The organism is Streptomyces sp. NPDC052036 (genome assembly GCF_040680495.1).
GTDB lineage: Bacteria > Actinomycetota > Actinomycetes > Streptomycetales > Streptomycetaceae > Streptomyces.
This window is the reverse complement of sequence record NZ_JBFAWW010000003.1, coordinates 283,205-299,734: the sequence shown is the minus strand read 5'-3', so window position 1 is coordinate 299,734 and position 16,530 is coordinate 283,205. Positions and strand designations below refer to the sequence as shown.

Below are 16,530 nucleotides of genomic sequence, written 5' to 3'. Positions count from 1 at the left end.
CGGATCTCAAATCCCGCTGCCCGCAAGGAATTCCAGTCAACCGAGTACACCCGGACCGCCCCCTTCCGGCGACAGCGTCCCCTTTCTTGACACGCTGCGTAATTGCCGCACAACGGAACATGCGCCACGGATCGATAAACGGAGTCGTAAGCCGTAACTCCGCACCGGTAGCCTTGAGGGGTGATTGACCTTCGCCTGCTCCGTGAGGACCCCGACCGTGTTCGCGCTTCCCAGCGCGCCCGTGGTGAGGATGTCGCGCTCGTCGACACCCTCCTCTCCGCCGACGAGCGGCGCAGGTCGTCCGGCGTCCGCTTCGACGAGCTCCGTTCCGAGCAGAAGGCGCTCGGCAAGCTGATCCCCAAGGCCTCCGGCGACGAGAAGGCCGAACTGCTGCAGAAGGCGAGCCGGCTCGCCGCCGACGTCAAGGCGGCCGACGCCGAGCAGCACGAGGCCGACGAGGAGGCCAAGCGGCTTCTGCTCCAGCTCGGCAACGTGGTGCACCCCGACGTCCCGGTCGGCGGCGAGGAGGACTTCGTCGTCCTGGAGACGCACGGCACCGTTCGCGACTTCGGCGCCGAGGGCTTCGAGCCCAAGGACCACCTGGAGCTCGGCGAGGCACTCGGCGCGATCGACGTCGAGCGGGGTGCGAAGGTCTCCGGATCGCGCTTCTACTACCTGACGGGTGTCGGCGCCCTGCTGGAGCTGGCGCTCGTGAACGCGGCGATGGCGAGGGCCGGGGAGGCCGGGTTCACCCCGATGCTGACCCCCGCCCTGGTCCGCCCGCGCGCCATGGAGGGCACCGGCTTCCTCGGCCAGGCCGCGGAGAACGTGTACCACCTGGAGAAGGACGACTTCTATCTGGTCGGCACCTCCGAGGTCCCGCTCGCCGCGTACCACATGGACGAGATCATCGACGCGGACAAGCTGCCGCTGCGCTATGCAGGCTTCTCCCCGTGCTTCCGCCGCGAGGCCGGCACCTACGGCAAGGACACGCGGGGCATCTTCCGTGTGCACCAGTTCGACAAGGTCGAGATGTTCTCGTACGTCGACCCCGAGGACGCCGAGAACGAGCACAAGCGGCTCCTGGAGTGGGAGAAGGAGTGGCTCACCGCCCTTGAGCTGCCGTTCCAGGTCATCGACGTGGCGACGGGCGACCTGGGCGCGTCCGCCTCGCGCAAGTACGACTGCGAGGCCTGGATCCCCACCCAGGGCAAGTACCGCGAGCTGACCTCGGCCTCGAACTGCGACGGCTTCCAGGCCCGCCGTCTGTCGGTCCGCATGCGGGACGGCAAGAAGGTGCAGCCGCTGGCGACGCTGAACGGCACGCTGTGCGCCGTACCGCGGACGATCGTGGCGATCCTGGAGAACCACCAGCTGGCCGACGGCTCCGTGCGGGTGCCCGAGGTTCTGCGCCCTTACCTGGGCGGCCGGGAGCTGCTGGAGCCCGTGGCCAAGTGAGCACGGCCGAGGGCGCCCGACTTCCGTACCGACTGATCGCGACCGACCTCGACGGGACGCTCCTGCGTCCCGACGAGACGGTCTCCGCGCGCACCCGTGCGGCGCTCGCCGCGGCCACCGAAGCGGGCGCGGCGCACATCGTCGTCACCGGCCGCGCCGTCCCCTGGACCCGTCCCATCCTCGACGACCTCGGATACCGGGGGCTCGCGGTGTGCGGCCAGGGGGCGCAGGTGTACGACGCGGGGGAGCAGCGGCTGCTGACGTCGGTGACGCTGGACCGGCAGATCGCGGGTCTCGCGCTGGCGAAGATCGAGGCCGAGGTGGGCCCGCTGCTGCTGGCGGCGAGCCGGGACGGGCTGGACGGTGAGGTCCTGGTCGCCCCCGGCTACCGGGTCCATGAGGGGCCGCTGCCGCACCAGCCGATCCGGGACGCGGCGGAGCTGTGGTCGGCGCCGCTGAACAAGGTGTACCTCCAGCACCCGACCCTGAGCGACGACGAACTGGCCGAGGCGGCACAGCAGGCCGCCGGGGGCCTGGTCGGAGTGACCATGGCGGGCGAGGGGATAGTGGAAATCCTGCCGCTGGGCCTGACGAAGGCCACGGGTCTGTCGCTGGCGGCCCGCCGCCTGGGGATGAAGGCCGCGGACACGATTGCCTTCGGCGACATGCCGAACGACATACCGATGTTCGCGTGGGCCGGCCACAGCGTGGCCATGGCCAATGCGCACGAGGACCTCAAGGCGGTGGCGAACGAGGTGACGCTGTCCAACGAGGAGGACGGCATCGCGGTCGTGCTGGAGCGGTTGCTGGGTTAGAGGGTGCTTGACCGGGCGGGGGCGCCGGCCGGTTCGGTGCTGTGCGCCGGGAAGGGCGCCGGTGTCTCGCGGAGGATGCGCGGATCGAACGCGCGCGGGGACTGACCCCGACCACGGCTTAGCAAGCCGGTGCCTTACCACTCGGCCAATCCTCCGGGTGGGCGGCCCGCGCGAATCCTGTCGCGCGCTCGAAGCGGCCGCCCCGGGCAGCTCCCCGTGTGGAGCGGGGCTCGACGGAGAGGTGGCTACTCCGGAGCCCGCCGCGGGCTGCCCTGTCGGGAGCTGGGCGTACTGCCGTGCAGAGACATCGCCCGGCTCCTCTCCCAGAACATGGCGCCGGCTCGGTCCGGCGTCGTGGACTCCACTGTGCCCGTCCGTCGTATCGGACGCCACTGAATAAAACGCACCGGCCGTGCGGGGAGAGCCCACCGGACTCCGGGGCAGGACGCACCGGACTCCCGGACAGGACCGCACCGCTCTCGCGAACAGGACGCACCGCTCTCGCGGGGAAAGCACACCAACCCCGCGGGCAGCACGCACCAGCCCCCGTGGCGGCTACGGCCGCTACCGGCGGCGCCACCTGCGACGGCGCGCCTTGCTGAAGAACCATCCGGCGGGCGGCTCGTCCGAGCGCCACGGCTGGGGGTCGGGCGCCTCGTTCCGCCAGCGCGCGGCCAGCATCCGGGCGCGCGCGGAGGGCTCCGTCGTCGGCGCGGACCGTATGAAGTCCTCGTCGAACACGGCGCCGTCCCAGGCGTCCCCGGCCTCGCCCGGCCCTTCGCCCCCTGGTGCCTCCGCTGTCATCCCCAGTCCTTTCGCAGCACATCCCCTTTGCCCAGTGTGCCCAGGCAGATGTGAAGCCGCTGTCAAAAACGCCTTCGAAAAGGGCAAGAACGACGGCTCGCCGCCGAGCCCGGTACGGGTGCGGCCTTCTGCTCGGCCGCACCCGTACCTGAGGCCCGCCGGGGCCCCGCGGGGTCCCTTACTCCTCGCCCGCGAGGGTCAGCGTCCGCAGCTTCTGGCCCGCGTACCAGGTGGTGGCCACGGTCACCACGATCAGCAGCACCGTCGCGGTGGGCAGTCCGACGTCCGAGGTGACGAGCGAGCTGTCGGAGACCTTGTGCGCCACGGCGAGCGCCCACTGCTGGATGCTGAGCGTGCGCGCACCGGAGACCAGCGAGCCGAAGAGCGCCTCCCAGACCAGCGCGTAGACCAGCCCGAAGACCACCGCGTGCCGGCTGACCGTGCCGAACAGCAGAAACAGCGCCGCGTAGGCGATGGAGGCGACCAGCGCCGCCACCGTGTACGCGACCGCGATCTGCTGGCCGTTGCCGTTGAGGATCATGCCCGCGACGAACGTGGGCAGCGCCGAGAACGCCATGGTGACCGCGATGGCGACGATCAGCTTGGTGATGATGATCGTGGGCCGCTTCACCGGCTTGGCCAGCAGATACACCACCGAGCCGTCGTCGATCTCGGGCCCGATCGCACCGGTGCCCGCGATGACGCCGATGATCGGCACCATGGTGGCGAGCGCGAATCCGCCGAGCACGTCATGCGCCACCTGGTCGTCGGCGCCGGTCAGCGCCCGGACGACCACGGAGATCACGATCAGCAGAGCGGGCAGCGCGCCGAGTATGAGGGCCCGGCGACGGCCGAGCAGGCCCCGGTAGGTGAGCCGGGCGACTGTGGGGTCGTACATCTTCGGCCTCCTACGCCGCGACCAGATACGAGAACACGGACTCGAGGGACTCGTCCGACGGGGAGACCGTGAAGAGCCGGATGCCGTGCTCGCGCGCGACCTTCGGCAACAGGGCCGTGAATCGGCCGAAGTCCACCGCCTGGATGCGCAGCGCGCCCTCCACGAGGTCGACCTCGATGCCGGACGTCGACGGGTCGGCGATCAGCGCGGCCGCGAGTGCCCGGTCGTCGCTGGAGCGCACCAGGTAGCGGTGCGGACGGTCGGTCATCAGACGGCGGATCTTCCGGAAGTCGCCGCTCGCGGCGTGCCGTCCGGCGACGATCACCTCGATGTGCGAGGCGAGCTGCTCGACCTCTTCGAGGATGTGGGACGAGAAGAGCACCGTGCGGCCCTCGGCACCCATGCGCCGCAGCAGTTCCATCAGCTGCATGCGCTGGCGTGGGTCCATGCCGTTGAACGGCTCGTCGAGCAGCAGCAGGGACGGATCGTGCACCAGGGCGGACGCCATCTTCACGCGCTGGCGCATGCCCTTGGAGTACGTGGAGATCTTCCGGTCCTGCGCGTACTCCATCTCGACCGTGGCGAGCGCCCGTTGGGCGGCCTTCGCGCCCAGGCCGTGCAGCTCCGCGTTGGCGACGACGAACTCCCGGCCGGTGAGGAAGTCGTACATCGCCTCGCGCTCGGGGACGATGCCGATGTGCCGGTAGATCTGCTCGTTGCGCCACACGGGCCGGCCGTCGAGGGTGACGGTACCGGTGGAGGGAGCGAGGAAGCCGCCCATCATGTTGATGAGGGTGGACTTGCCCGCGCCGTTCGGGCCGAGCAGGCCGGTGACGCCGGGGCCGACCGTCATCGTGACGTCGTTGACGGCGACCACGTTGCCGAACCAGCGCGAGACGTGGTCGATGGTGAGCGTGGTCACAGTCCGGCCTTTCGGTAGCGGCGCATCAGCAGGCCGTAGCTGCCCGCGATGAGTCCCAGGACGACGAGGAGGTAGACGAGTCCCTGCCCGGTCGAGGGTCCTACCCCGCCGGGGAAGGAGGAGCTCGCGCCCAGGAAGGCGGTCTGTACGCCGTCGATCAGCGTGACGGGCGAGAACAGTCCCATCCAGACGATGGCGGCGGTGTCGCCCGACTGCGCGTCCGCGATGGCCTGGATGGTGGAGACGGCTCCGTACGAGATGGTCAGGACGGCGATGACGGCCGCGATGCCGAAGCCGCGCCGGGGGGTGGCCGCCGCGATGACCAGGCTGATCCCGGCGAACAGCAGGGAGAGCAGGGCCACGGAGACCAGTCCCTCGGCGAATCCCTTCGTCTGGTGGCCGAAGTCCAGCTTGGCGAGCAGCGCGCCCACATAGAGGACGAGCAGCGGCGTGGCCGTCAGGACGAACATCGCGGAGGCCAGGGCCGCGTACTTGGCGCGGACGTAGTCGGAGGTCTCGATGGGGCGCGAGAAGTACAGGGGCACGGTCTTGAAGCGCAGATCCCGGGAGACTGACTGGGGCGCCTGGGAGGCGACGTACAGACCGATGACGGCCTGCATGATGATCGCGTAGCGCGTGTACTCGACCGGCAGGTCCTTCGCCTTCGTGGCGACCGCGACCGCGACCATGATCAGCGCGGGGGCGCAGATCACCACGAAGAGCAGCATCGGCAGCACCTTGGACTTCACCGAACGGCCGAGGCCGTAGGCGCCGCGCAGGGACTGCGAGTACAGCGACCGGCGGGCGTAGGCACGGCCCAGGCGCGGGCCGTCGTACGAGCGGTAGCCGATGTTGTGGATCCGGGTCTGCTCGGCCTCGTGAGCCGTGGGCTGCTCAACCGCCATGGCCGACCGCCTCCTTCCGCTGCTCGTCGCTGTCCTTGAAGACCTCCGCGATGTGGTGCCTGCGCTGTTCCATGCGGACCAAGCCGAGGCCCAGGTCGGCGACGACGTCCCGGACCAGGTCGTACGTCTGCTCCCCCTCCGCGGTCAGCAGCAGGACGTGCCCGGCACCCGGCAGCCCGCTGCCGTCGTGGGTGGTCACCCCGCGCGCGTGGAGCGCCTCGCGCACCGCGCGGGTGCCGTCCGGGTGCTCGTCGGTGTCGGTGACCTCGATCGCGAGGGTCGTGGTGGTCTGGGTGAAGTCCTGGGTGGAGCTGGAGCGCAGCAGCTTGCCGCCGTCGATGACGACGACGTGGTCGCAGGTGCGCTCCAGCTCGCCCAGGAGATGCGACGTGACCAGGACCGAGATGCCGAAGTCGGTGTACACGCGGCGGATCAGGCCGAGCATCTCGTCGCGGCCGACCGGGTCGAGACCGTTGGTCGGCTCGTCGAGGAACACCAGCTGGGGGTCGTGGACCAGGGCCTGCGCGAGCTTCACGCGCTGCTTCATGCCGGTCGAGTAGCCGCCGATGGGGCGGTAGCGCTCCTCGTACAGGCCGACATGGCGCAGGGTGTCCGCGGTGCGCTCACGGGCGGCGGCCGGGGGCAGCCCGGACATCCGCGCCATGTGGACGACGAACTCGGTGGCCGACACATCGGGCGGCAGGCAGTCGTGCTCCGGCATGTACCCGACGCGCTCGCGGATGGCGCCGCCCTTGGAGGCGACGTCGAGGCCGAGCACCTCGGCTCGGCCCTCGGTGGCGGGGGACAGACCCAGCAGGATCTTGATCAATGTGGACTTGCCGGCTCCGTTGGCGCCGACGAGCCCCGTCACACCGGGTCCGACATCCACGGAGAGCCGGTCAAGCGCGGTCACCCGGGGGAACCGCTTGCTCAGGCTTTCGGTCGCGATCACAGTCACACCGTCGACGGTAGTGACGCGTACCACTGACGTCGTCAGACCGCAGAGCTGTCTGCGGGTCAGCCTCCAGTCGTACGGGCCCGTAAGGGTCACCCTGAGGTCGAACAACCGGCCGGCCGAACCGGCTCGCATTGTCCCCCTTGCCGCGGTTGTCCACAGATGAACCGGGGCCTGTTGACGCGCTCTCTAACAACTGTCACATTCGCCGGTGTCACGCGACGGACACCAACTGTGGTCGGCGTGGACGGCGGTGCGGTCGCGGCAGGAGGCCCGGCACACCGACGTGTCCGCGGGGCCGGGCGGAGGACAAGTGACTCTTGAGGGGGCGCGGGAGCGCCGGGTACGGACGGGCGGGGTCGAGCTGAGCGTGGCCGAGCTGGGGGATCCCGGCCGGCCCACGGTGGTGCTCGTCCACGGCTACCCGGACAGCAAGGAGGTCTGGTCGGAGGTGGCTGTGCGGCTGGCCGGCCGGTTCCATGTGGTGCTCTACGACGTCCGAGGCCATGGCCGGTCGACGGCGCCGAGGCCACTGCGGGGCGGGTTCACGCTGGAGAGGCTGACGGACGACTTCCTGGCCGTCGTGGACGCGGTCAGCCCGGACCGGCCGGTGCACCTCGTGGGGCACGACTGGGGTTCGGTGCAGTCGTGGGAGTTCGTCACCGTCCGGCGCACCGAGGGCCGGATCGCGTCCTTCACCTCGATGTCCGGGCCGTCCCTGGACCACTTCGGCCACTGGATCAAGCAGCGGCTGCGTCGGCCGACCCCGCGCCGGGCGGCCCAGCTGCTCGGCCAGGGCGCCCGGTCCTGGTACGTGTATCTGCTGCACACCCCCGCCCTGCCGGAACTCATGTGGGGCGGCCCGCTCGGCAGACGCTGGCCGGAACTGCTGCGGCGCGCCGAGAAGGTCACGGGCGGCGGCCACCCGGCCCCGACACTGCCCACGGACGCGGCCCACGGCGCCTGGCTGTACCGAGACAACGTACGACCGCGGCTGCGCCACCCGCGCACCGACGCGTACGCGCACGCGCCCGTCCAGCTGATCACCCCCCTCGAAGACCCGTTCCTGTCGCAGCGGCTCGACGATGAACTGGAGCGGTGGGTACCGCAGTTGACGCGCCGCACGCTGCCGGCGAAGCACTGGATCCCGCGCACCCGCCCCGACCAGGTCGCCTCCTGGATCGGGGAGTTCGTGACGTCCGTCGAGGACGGAGATCCGTCACCGACGGCGAACGGACGGTACGCGGACCGGTTCGGGGGGCACCTCGTGCTGGTCACCGGCGCGGGCAGCGGCATCGGGCGGGCCACGGCCCTCGCGTTCGCCAAGGCGGGCGCGCGCGTGGTGGCCGTCGACCGGGACCCGCGGAGCGCGGCCGGCACCGCGGAACAGGCCCGGCTGCACGGCGCCGCCGGGGCATGGGCCGAGCAGGCCGACGTGTCGGACGAACAGGCCATGGAGAAGCTCGCCGAGCGCGTCGCCGCGGACCACGGGGTGGTGGACGTGCTGGTGAACAACGCGGGGATCGGCCTGTCGGGATCCTTCTTCGACACGACCGCCGAGGACTGGCGCACGGTGCTGGACGTCAACTTGTGGGGTGTGCTGCACAGTTGTCGGCTCTTCGGGAAGCGGATGGCCGAGCGAGGCCAGGGCGGCCACATCGTCAACATCGCGTCCGCGGCCGCTTACCAGCCGTCCAGGGCGCTGCCCGCCTACAGCACCTCCAAGGCGGCGGTCCTGATGCTGAGCGAGTGCCTGCGGGCCGAACTGGCCGGTCAGGACATCGGGGTTACGGCGATCTGCCCCGGTTTCGTCCGCACGAACATCACCTCGACCGCACGCTTCACGGGCGTGGACGCGGAGGAGGAGAAACGCCGGCAGAGGAGGGCGACGCGTCTGTACGGTCTGCGGGGGTATCCGCCGGAGAAGGTCGCCGCCGCGATCCTGCGTGCTGTCGTACGCAACCAGCCGGTGGTGCCGGTGACTCCGGAGGCGCGTGCGCTTCGCCTGGTGTCTCGCTTCGCTCCAAGCGCACTACGGGCCATGGCTCGTTGGGAGCCGCGATGGTGATGCGCGGTGGTGGAGCGGGTGGTTGGGGCGCCATGGTCTGCCACATCCCTTGCTGACGCTCAGTCAAATTGTCTGCGCTTCAGGGCATATCGCCAATCCGACGGGAAAGTGACCTCGGTTGGCGCACCAGTGAGTCAACGACCGGGTTACCGGTCTCGCAACAAGGCACAGGCAAGGAGCATTTGCCACGAACACTCCGCAACAGTCGCTGATGGGGCATAAATTGAGGAATACCTCGTAATCGCACGCCAGTTGTCCACAGTGGCGCCAATTCCCCTGTGGATAACCGCACTTGCTTGTGGATCAAACATCCGGAACAAAATCACATGCGTGATCCGCGTCTCTCCCGCACGCTGGGAGGATGACAGAAGGGAACGACGAGAGACGCACCGTGAAGGTGTCGAAGTACCTCTCGAAGCATCTGCGGCACCAGCCGGAGCGGATCGGCCTCACACTCGACGAAGGCGGCTGGGTGGAGATCGACACGCTGCTCGCCGCGGCGGCCTCACACGGCTTCCGGATCACCCGCCCGGAGCTGGACCACGTGGTCGCCACCAACGACAAGAGGCGCTTCGCGATCGAGGGCACCCGCATCCGCGCCAGCCAGGGACACAGCGTCGACATCGATCTGGGGCTGCCCCCGGCGACCCCGCCCGCGTACCTGTACCACGGGACCGTGGCACGCCATCTGGACGCCATCCGGGCGGAGGGCCTCAAGCCCATGAACCGGCACGACGTCCATCTGTCGCCGGACCGCGAGACCGCCACCCGGGTCGGGGCCCGCCGCGGCCGTCCCGTCGTCCTCACCGTGGACGCCGGCGCCATGCACCGCGACGGCCATGTCTTCCATAGGAGCGCGAACGGGGTGTGGCTCACCCAGGCCGTCCCCCCGCGCTACCTGCGATTCCCGGGGCCGCACTGACGCTGCGCCTCCGATGCCTAAGCCCGGCCGATCAAGCCCGCGCAAAGAGCACCCCGTGCCTCCGCTTAGGCTCGAAGCATGAGTCTGCGTCTGAGCACCGTGATCCTGCCGTACCTCCGCTGGCACGAGGGCGGGCGTTCCGCATGGCAGCGCGCGGAGCAGCTCGGCTTCCACACCGCGTTCACCTACGACCACCTGTCGTGGCGTTCCTTCCGCGACGGCCCCTGGTTCGGCGCGGTGCCGACCCTGACGGCTGCCGCGGCCGTCACCGACCAGCTGCGTCTGGGCACCCTGGTGACCTCGCCGAACTTCCGGCACCCGGTCACCCTCGCCAAGGAGCTGATCTCCCTCGACGACATTTCCGGAGGCCGGATCACGCTGGGTGTCGGAGCGGGCGGCACCGGCTTCGACGCCACCGCGCTCGGCCAGGATCCTTGGACCCCGCGCGAGCGCGCCGACCGGTTCGGCGAGTTCGTACCGCTGCTCGACCGGCTGCTCACCGAGGATTCCGTCTCCTACGAGGGCGTCCACTACTCCGCCCATGAGGCGCGCAACATCCCCGGCTGCGTCCAGCGGCCCCGGCTGCCCTTCGCGGTGGCCGCGACCGGGCCCCGCGGCCTGAAGCTCGCCGCCCGCCACGGCCAGGCGTGGGTGACGACCGGCGACCCGAAGCTGTACGAGAGCGGCACCCCGGAGCAGTCGGTGGAGGCCCTGCGCGGCCAGACCGAGAAGCTGGCCGACGCATGCGCGGCGATCGGCCGCGATGTGACGGAACTCGACAAGGTCCTGCTCACCGGCTTCACCCCGGACCGCGGACGGCCGCTGGAGTCCCTCGACGCGTTCGTCGACTTCGCCGGCCGGCACGCCGAGCTCGGCTTCACCGACATCGTGATCCACTGGCCCATCCCCGACTCCGACTTCGCCGCGGACGAGAAGGTCTTCGAGCAAATCGCCATGGAGGCCCTGGCCCAGCTCGACTGATCACGACCGAGCATGCCGGGGCACGACAGAGGATGGCGCGGCATGGCGCGGCATGGCGCGGAGTGACGTGGTGTGACGGCGCTGGTGAGGAGCGTCACCACTCACGTGTGCGGACTCACGCACGCCCGTGCGGGCATATGCGCGAGAATGGCGCCCGTGACCTCAGCGACCCGACAGCCCGAGACCCCGGCCGCCACCGTTCCGCCCCGGCTGATCGCGACAGATCTCGACGGCACCCTGCTGCGCGACGACAAGTCGGTCTCCGCGCGCACGGTCGCCGCACTGGCCGCCGCCGAGGAGGCCGGTATCGAGGTGTTCTTCGTCACCGGCCGCCCGGCCCGCTGGATGGACGTCGTCAGCGACCACGTCCACGGGCACGGGCTGGCCATCTGCGGCAACGGCGCGGCCGTGGTGGACCTGCACGGCGGCCCCGGCACACACCGGTTTGTCAAGGTCCGTGAGCTGGCCCGGGAGAACGCGCTCGACGCGGTACGGCTGCTGAGGGACGCCGCCCCGGGGACGGTGTACGCGGTCGAGCAGACGTACGGCTTCTACCAGGAGCCGGCGTACCCGAAGCTGCACATGGAGGTCCCGGACCTTCTCGCGCCCGCCGAGAAACTGCTGGCGCCGGACGCGCCGGGCGCCGGCGAACCGGTACTGAAGATCCTCGCCTACCACCCGGAGCTGGACCCGGACACCTTCCTCACCCTGGCCCGCCTCGCCGTCGGGGACCGCGCGACCATCACCCGGTCCAGCCCCAGCGCGCTGCTGGAGATCAGCGGCCCCGGTGTCTCCAAGGCGAGCACGCTCGCGCTGTGCTGCGCCGAGCGGGGCATCTCCCACAAGGAGGTCGTCGCCTTCGGCGACATGCCGAACGACGTGGAGATGCTCACCTGGGCGGGCCGGTCGTACGCGATGGGCAACGCTCATCCGGACGTCGTCGCCGCGGCGTCCGGGCGGACAGTCGCCAACAACGAGGACGGGGTGGCCGTGGTGATCGAGCAGATCCTCGCGGACCGCTCGTAGGTCACCGGGGGACTGACAGCCGCACGCCGTGCGCCGCCAGCCAGGGCACGGGGTCGATACCCGACCCCCACTCCGGGGTGGACCGGACCTCGAAGTGCAGATGCGGTCCGGTCGAGTTGCCGGTCGTGCCCGACTGGGCGATCAACTGCCCGGTCGTCACCCGGTCGCCCGGCCCGACGGTCACGGCGGCGAGATGGGCGTACTGCGTGCAGTAGCCGCCCGGATGTCTGATGACGACCTCCATGCCGAACGCGCCCCCGCACTTCACCCGTACCACCTGCCCGGACCCGACCGCCCGCACCGGCGTCCCGATGGGCACCGCGAAGTCCTGGCCCGTGTGCCCGTGCGACCAGTGGTCGCCGCCGCTGCCGAAGCCCGCGGAGAGCCGGTACGCCTCCACCGGCGCGATCCAGGGATGTCCGGCCCTGCGGCCCGGCAGATCCAGGCGGACCGCTGCCCGGCACGTCCCCGAGGCCGCTGACGCGTTGGCCTGGCTCTGCAGGGCCCATCGCGCCTGCTCCAGCTTCGCCTCGAGGGCCTGCTTGCGCGCCACCAGTTCCCCGTTCCGCTTCTGCAGCGCCCGCCACCGCGCCGATGCCTGTGCCCGCTCGGCGGCGAGGCCGGCCTCCGCCAGGCGACTCCGGATGACCGCGTTCGCGACCGCGAGATCCAGCCGAGCGAACGTGCTCTGACTCGCTATCAGCTCCTTCGCGCTGTCCGGGAGCAGGGTCTGCGCGCTGTACGGAAGTCCGCCGCTCTGGCGGTACTGGGCCCGGGCCATCCGGCCGAGATCCTGGTGCAGGGCCGATATGAGCCCGTGTTCACGGGTGAGGAGCTGGTCGTCCCGACCGGCTATGGCGCGCTGCTTCTGGGCCTCCTGGCGCCCGGTGTCGTACTGCCGTGTCACCGTCGCCGAGTCCTCGTAGAGCCGCGCCACCCTGACACTGACCCCGGTGTCCGCACCGTCGCTCGCCGCCCCGCTCCCACCCCCTGACGTGGCGGACCAGGCAGGGTGCACCGCGACCGTACCCAGGAGAAGGGGAACAAGCGTGGATGAAAGGAGAAATGAAGGCATGTCAACGATCGTGGCCCGTGTCCCGGCCGCCGTCCTGCTGACGTCCCACGGCCGGCGGAACGAGCGGCCACGGATGGCCCAGCGGCGTCCCCCGGCCGGGGGTCCGCCGCGTCGGCCTTGGTGCTGCGCGGGTGCCGTCCGTCAGACGTCGGCGAGGGCCGGCACCGTCCGGCCCCGGTGTCCCGCCCCGTCGTCCAGCAGATCCCCTCGGGCCTCCCGCTCCGCCATCGTGCGCAACGGCCCTTCCACCGCCGCCAGTTCCTCGTACGGGCCGCGCTGGACCACTCGGCCCTCCGCGAGCACGATCACCTCGTCGACCGCGTCCAGCCCGGCCAGCCGATGGGTGATCAGCACCGTCGTACGGCCCTCCGTGACGGCCAGCAGGTCTCTGGTGAGCGCGTCCGCCGTCGGCAGGTCGAGGTGTTCCGCGGGCTCGTCGAGAACGAGGACGGGGAAGTCGGCGAGCAGGGCACGGGCCAGCGCCAGCCGCTGACGCTGACCGCCGGACAGCCGTGCGCCATGCTCGCCGATCAGTGAGTCGAGGCCGTCGGGCAGCCCGTCGGCCCAGTCCAGGAGGCGCGCCCGCGCGAGCGCGTCACGCAACTCCCCCTCGCTCGCGTCCTTCCGTGCGAGCAGCAGGTTCTCCCGTACCGAGCTGTCGAAGAGATGCGCGTCCTGAGCGCACAGTCCGACCATGCGGCGGACCTCGTCACCGTCCAGCGCGCGGGCGTCCGTGCCGCCCAGCGTGTACGCGCCTGCCGCCGGGTCCAGGAACCGCAGCAGCACCTGCGCGAGCGTCGTCTTGCCCGCACCGGACGGGCCGACCACGGCGATCCTGCGGCCCTGTTCGAGAGTCAGCCCGAGTCCGGTCAGCGCGTCGCGCTGCTGTCCGTCATGGCGGGCGGTCAGCCCTTCCAGGACGAGCGGGAAGGGCGACGACGGCTGCGGCAGGGGCCGTTCCGGCTCGCGTACGGGCTCCGCGGCATCCAGCACCTCGTACACCCGCTCCGCGCTCCTGTGTACCCGCTGCCGGTGCTGCACCGCGAGCGGCAGCCCCAGGACCGCTTCGAACGCGGCCAGCGGGGTGAGCACCACGACGGCCATGGTGACGCCGCCGAGCCGTCCGCCGGCGACGGCCTGCGCCCCCACGACAGCCGCCGCCGCGACGGTCAGCCCGGTGACGAGCGCGGTGAGCCCGTCGCCCAGGGCGGTGGCGGTCGCGGCACGGGAGGCGATCCGCGTGAGCACCCCGTCGGCCCGCCGTACCTCGGCGGTCCGCCTAGGCAGCGCACCGGCGACCGTCAGTTCGGCGGTTCCTGTGAGCAGATCGGTCACCCGGGTCGCCAGCGCTCCACGGGCCGGTGCCAGTTGGCGCTCCGCACGACGCGCCACGGCACCCGTCACCAGGGGCACGCCGACTCCGGCCGCCAGCAGCCCGGCAGCGAGGACGGCACCAGCCTCAGGCAGCAGCCAGGCGGTGAAGCCGACCGAACCCGCCGAGACGACCAGCGCGGCCCCCACGGGCAGCAGCCAGCGCAGCCAGTAGTCCTGCAGGGTGTCCACGTCGGCGACGAGCCGGGACAGCAGGTCGCCGCGCCGGGTCGCGCGCAGTCCGGCCGGTGCGAGACGTTCCAGGCGCCGGTAGACCGCGACCCGGGTGTCGGCCAGCATCCGCAGCACGGCGTCGTGCGACACCAGCCGCTCCGCGTACCGGAACACGGCCCGTCCGATGCCGAACGTCCGCGTGGCCGTCACGGCGACCATCAGATACAGCACCGGCGGCTGCTGGGAGGCCCGCGAGATGAGCCAACCGGAGGTCGCCATCAGACCGACGGCGCTGCCGAGTGCGAGGCCCCCGAGCAGCAGGGCGAGGACCAGCCGCCCCCGGCGGGGGCCAGCCATCGCACGGACGCGGGCGAGCGCGCCGCCGCGCTCTGCCGGTGTGGGGACAGAGGGCAGTTCGGGGTGAGTCGTGGGCGCCTCCGGCGTCCGGGGGCGCGGCAGCGGCGCGGCTCCGGACGGCAGAGGACCGTTCGAGGGGTGCTCGTGCACGTCCAGGCGGACGATCCGGTCGGCGAGGCCGAGCAACGCCGGTCGGTGCACGACCAGCAGCACCGTCCGACCCGCCGCCAGCCGGCGCACCGCCGACACGACCTCCGCCTCGGTCGCCCCGTCCAGGGACGCGGTCGGCTCGTCGAGCAGCAGCACCGGACGGTCGGCGAGGAAGGCCCGGGCCAGGGCCAGCCGTTGCCGCTGACCGGCGGAGAGCCCCGCCCCGTCCTCACCGAGCAGGGTGTCGGCCCCGGCGGGCAGCGTGTCCACGAACTCCAGCGCACCGGCATCGGCCAGCGCACCGCGCACTGCCGTGTCGTCCGCATCGGGCCGTGCCAGCCGTACGTTCTCGGCAATGGTCCCCGCGTACAGATGCGGCCGCTGCGGCACCCAGGCGACCCGTGAGCGCCACTCCTCCCGATCGGCCGTGGCGAGATCGACTCCCCCGACCCGTACGCGCCCCTCGGTGGGCGTCACAAACCCGAGCAGAACGTTCAGCAGCGTCGACTTGCCTGCGCCGCTCGGTCCGACGAGAGCGACCGTCTCGCCCGGTGCGACCGTCAGAGACAGCCCGGACACCGCGTCGGACGACCGGCCGGGGTAGCGCACGGTCAGTCCCTCGAAGGCGATCTCCCCGTGGGGGAGACGCTGTGTCCCCGAGGTCGGCACCGGTGTCTCCAGCACCGTGAAGATCTCCTCGGCCGCGGAGAGTCCCTCCGCCGCCGCGTGATACTGCGTGCCGACCTGCCGCAGGGGCAGATAGGCCTCCGGCGCGAGCACAAGGATGACCAGCCCGATGTAGAGGTCCATGTCGCCGTGGACGAGCCGCATGCCGATGGTCACCGCGACGAGCGCGACCGAGATCGTGGCCAGCAGTTCGAGCGCGAAGGACGACAGGAAGGCGATCCGCAGGGTCCGCATCGTCGCCTGCCGGTACTCGCCGGTGATCCTCTTGATCGACTCGGCCTGCGCCTTGGCCCGGCCGAACACCTTCAGGGTCGGAAGCCCGGCGACCACATCCAGGAAGTGACCGGACAGACGGGAGAGCAGCCGCCACTGACGGTCCATCTGGGAACGCGTGGCCCAGCCGATGAGCATCATGAAGATCGGGATCAGCGGCAACGTGCCGACGATGATCGCCGCAGACACCCAGTCCTCGGTCACGATCCGCGCGAGCACGGCCGCCGGCACCACGACCGCGAGTCCCAACTGAGGCAGATAGCGCGAGAAGTAGTCGTCGAGGGCGTCGACTCCCCGTGTGGCCAGAGCGACCAGCGACCCGGTCCGCTGTGCGCTCAGCCATCCCGGACCGAGCGCCCCCGCACGCTCCAGCAGCCGCCCCCGCAGTTCGGACTTCACGGCCGCGCTGGCTCGGTGGGCGGCGAGTTCGGTGAGCCACGACACCAGTGCGCGGCCCACCGCGACAGCCACCAGAAGCAGCACCGGTGTACGCAGTGCGGCAACCGAGTCATGGTGCTGGAAGGCACCGACCACCACGGTGGCGATCAGCGTCGCCTGGGCGACGACCAGACATGCCCCGACGACGCCCAGACCGACCACCGCCACCAGGAAGAGGCGGGTGGTACGGGCGTACCGGAGGAGACGGGGATCGATCGGTTTCACGTGAAACACGCCCTTCGGTCCGGGTG

13 protein-coding genes and 1 tRNA gene are annotated in these 16,530 nt (G+C 71.1%); 6 read left to right on the top strand and 8 right to left on the bottom strand.

Annotation, left to right across the window (positions count from 1 at the left end):
- Positions 1-180: 180 nt before the first annotated feature.
- Entirely contained in the window at positions 181-1,458 is a 1,278-nt protein-coding gene (gene serS, locus AB0L95_RS07660) for a serine--tRNA ligase (protein WP_365158460.1), read from the top strand.
- Entirely contained in the window at positions 1,455-2,273 is an 819-nt protein-coding gene (locus tag AB0L95_RS07655) for an HAD family hydrolase (RefSeq protein ID WP_365158457.1), read from the top strand. The genes serS and AB0L95_RS07655 overlap by 4 nt, the downstream gene beginning before the upstream one ends.
- A gap of 69 nt (positions 2,274-2,342) precedes the next feature.
- Here the strand turns inward: AB0L95_RS07655 and AB0L95_RS07650 are convergent.
- The 6 genes from AB0L95_RS07650 to AB0L95_RS07625 form a co-directional block, all read right to left on the bottom strand.
- Positions 2,343-2,428, bottom strand: a tRNA-Ser gene (locus tag AB0L95_RS07650).
- 409 nt (positions 2,429-2,837) lie between these two features.
- Positions 2,838-3,077: a hypothetical protein gene (locus tag AB0L95_RS07645; protein ID WP_311693894.1), complete on the bottom strand. Its 240-nt coding sequence runs from the start codon at positions 3,075-3,077 to the stop codon at positions 2,838-2,840.
- A 178-nt stretch (positions 3,078-3,255) separates the two neighbouring features.
- A complete protein-coding gene (locus tag AB0L95_RS07640; protein WP_365158454.1) occupies positions 3,256-3,975 on the bottom strand; it encodes an ABC transporter permease subunit in 720 nt (239 codons plus the stop codon).
- A gap of 10 nt (positions 3,976-3,985) precedes the next feature.
- Positions 3,986-4,897 (bottom strand): ABC transporter ATP-binding protein, encoded by a 912-nt coding sequence (locus AB0L95_RS07635; RefSeq protein WP_365158451.1) that lies wholly within the window; start codon positions 4,895-4,897, stop codon positions 3,986-3,988.
- On the bottom strand, positions 4,894-5,802 hold the full coding sequence (locus AB0L95_RS07630) for an ABC transporter permease (RefSeq protein ID WP_365158448.1): 909 nt from the start codon (positions 5,800-5,802) through the stop codon (positions 4,894-4,896). The genes AB0L95_RS07635 and AB0L95_RS07630 overlap by 4 nt, the downstream gene beginning before the upstream one ends.
- The gene (locus tag AB0L95_RS07625) at positions 5,792-6,754 is read right to left on the bottom strand and encodes an ABC transporter ATP-binding protein (protein ID WP_365158756.1); all 963 of its coding nucleotides are present in this window, start codon (positions 6,752-6,754) and stop codon (positions 5,792-5,794) included. Before AB0L95_RS07625 ends, AB0L95_RS07630 begins: the two co-directional genes overlap by 11 nt.
- 316 nt (positions 6,755-7,070) lie before the next feature.
- Here AB0L95_RS07625 and AB0L95_RS07620 point away from each other — a divergent pair, with 316 nt between their 5' ends.
- The 4 genes from AB0L95_RS07620 to AB0L95_RS07605 all read left to right on the top strand — a co-directional run bounded on the left by AB0L95_RS07620 (position 7,071) and on the right by AB0L95_RS07605 (position 11,754).
- Positions 7,071-8,825 carry an SDR family oxidoreductase gene (locus AB0L95_RS07620; RefSeq protein ID WP_365158445.1) on the top strand — a complete coding sequence of 585 codons (1,755 nt, stop codon included), beginning with the start codon at positions 7,071-7,073 and terminating at the stop codon, positions 8,823-8,825.
- Between the two features lie 361 nt (positions 8,826-9,186).
- A complete protein-coding gene (locus AB0L95_RS07615; RefSeq protein WP_365158442.1) occupies positions 9,187-9,747 on the top strand; it encodes an RNA 2'-phosphotransferase in 561 nt (186 codons plus the stop codon).
- Between the two features lie 78 nt (positions 9,748-9,825).
- Positions 9,826-10,728 carry an LLM class flavin-dependent oxidoreductase gene (locus AB0L95_RS07610; protein WP_365158439.1) on the top strand — a complete coding sequence of 301 codons (903 nt, stop codon included), beginning with the start codon at positions 9,826-9,828 and terminating at the stop codon, positions 10,726-10,728.
- Between the two features lie 156 nt (positions 10,729-10,884).
- Positions 10,885-11,754: an HAD hydrolase family protein gene (locus AB0L95_RS07605; protein ID WP_365158437.1), complete on the top strand. Its 870-nt coding sequence runs from the start codon at positions 10,885-10,887 to the stop codon at positions 11,752-11,754.
- A gap of 1 nt (position 11,755) precedes the next feature.
- On the opposite strand, the gene AB0L95_RS07600 is transcribed toward AB0L95_RS07605, so the two are convergent.
- Positions 11,756-12,691 carry a peptidoglycan DD-metalloendopeptidase family protein gene (locus tag AB0L95_RS07600; RefSeq protein WP_365158434.1) on the bottom strand — a complete coding sequence of 312 codons (936 nt, stop codon included), beginning with the start codon at positions 12,689-12,691 and terminating at the stop codon, positions 11,756-11,758.
- Positions 12,692-12,970: 279 nt separating this feature from the next.
- A complete protein-coding gene (gene cydD / locus AB0L95_RS07595) occupies positions 12,971-16,504 on the bottom strand; it encodes a thiol reductant ABC exporter subunit CydD (protein ID WP_365158431.1) in 3,534 nt (1,177 codons plus the stop codon).
- Positions 16,505-16,530 lie beyond the last annotated feature (26 nt).

Excerpts from the sequence above, each read along its gene's own strand:
- AB0L95_RS07610 (WP_365158439.1), top strand. The coding sequence starts at position 9,826 with ATGAGTCTGCGTCTGAGCACCGTGATCCTGCCGTACCTCCGCTGGCAC.
- AB0L95_RS07615 (WP_365158442.1), top strand. The coding sequence starts at position 9,187 with ATGACAGAAGGGAACGACGAGAGACGCACCGTGAAGGTGTCGAAGTAC.
- AB0L95_RS07645 (WP_311693894.1), bottom strand. The coding sequence starts at position 3,077 with ATGACAGCGGAGGCACCAGGGGGCGAAGGGCCGGGCGAGGCCGGGGAC.
- AB0L95_RS07640 (WP_365158454.1), bottom strand. The coding sequence starts at position 3,975 with ATGTACGACCCCACAGTCGCCCGGCTCACCTACCGGGGCCTGCTCGGC.
- AB0L95_RS07630 (WP_365158448.1), bottom strand. The coding sequence starts at position 5,802 with ATGGCGGTTGAGCAGCCCACGGCTCACGAGGCCGAGCAGACCCGGATC.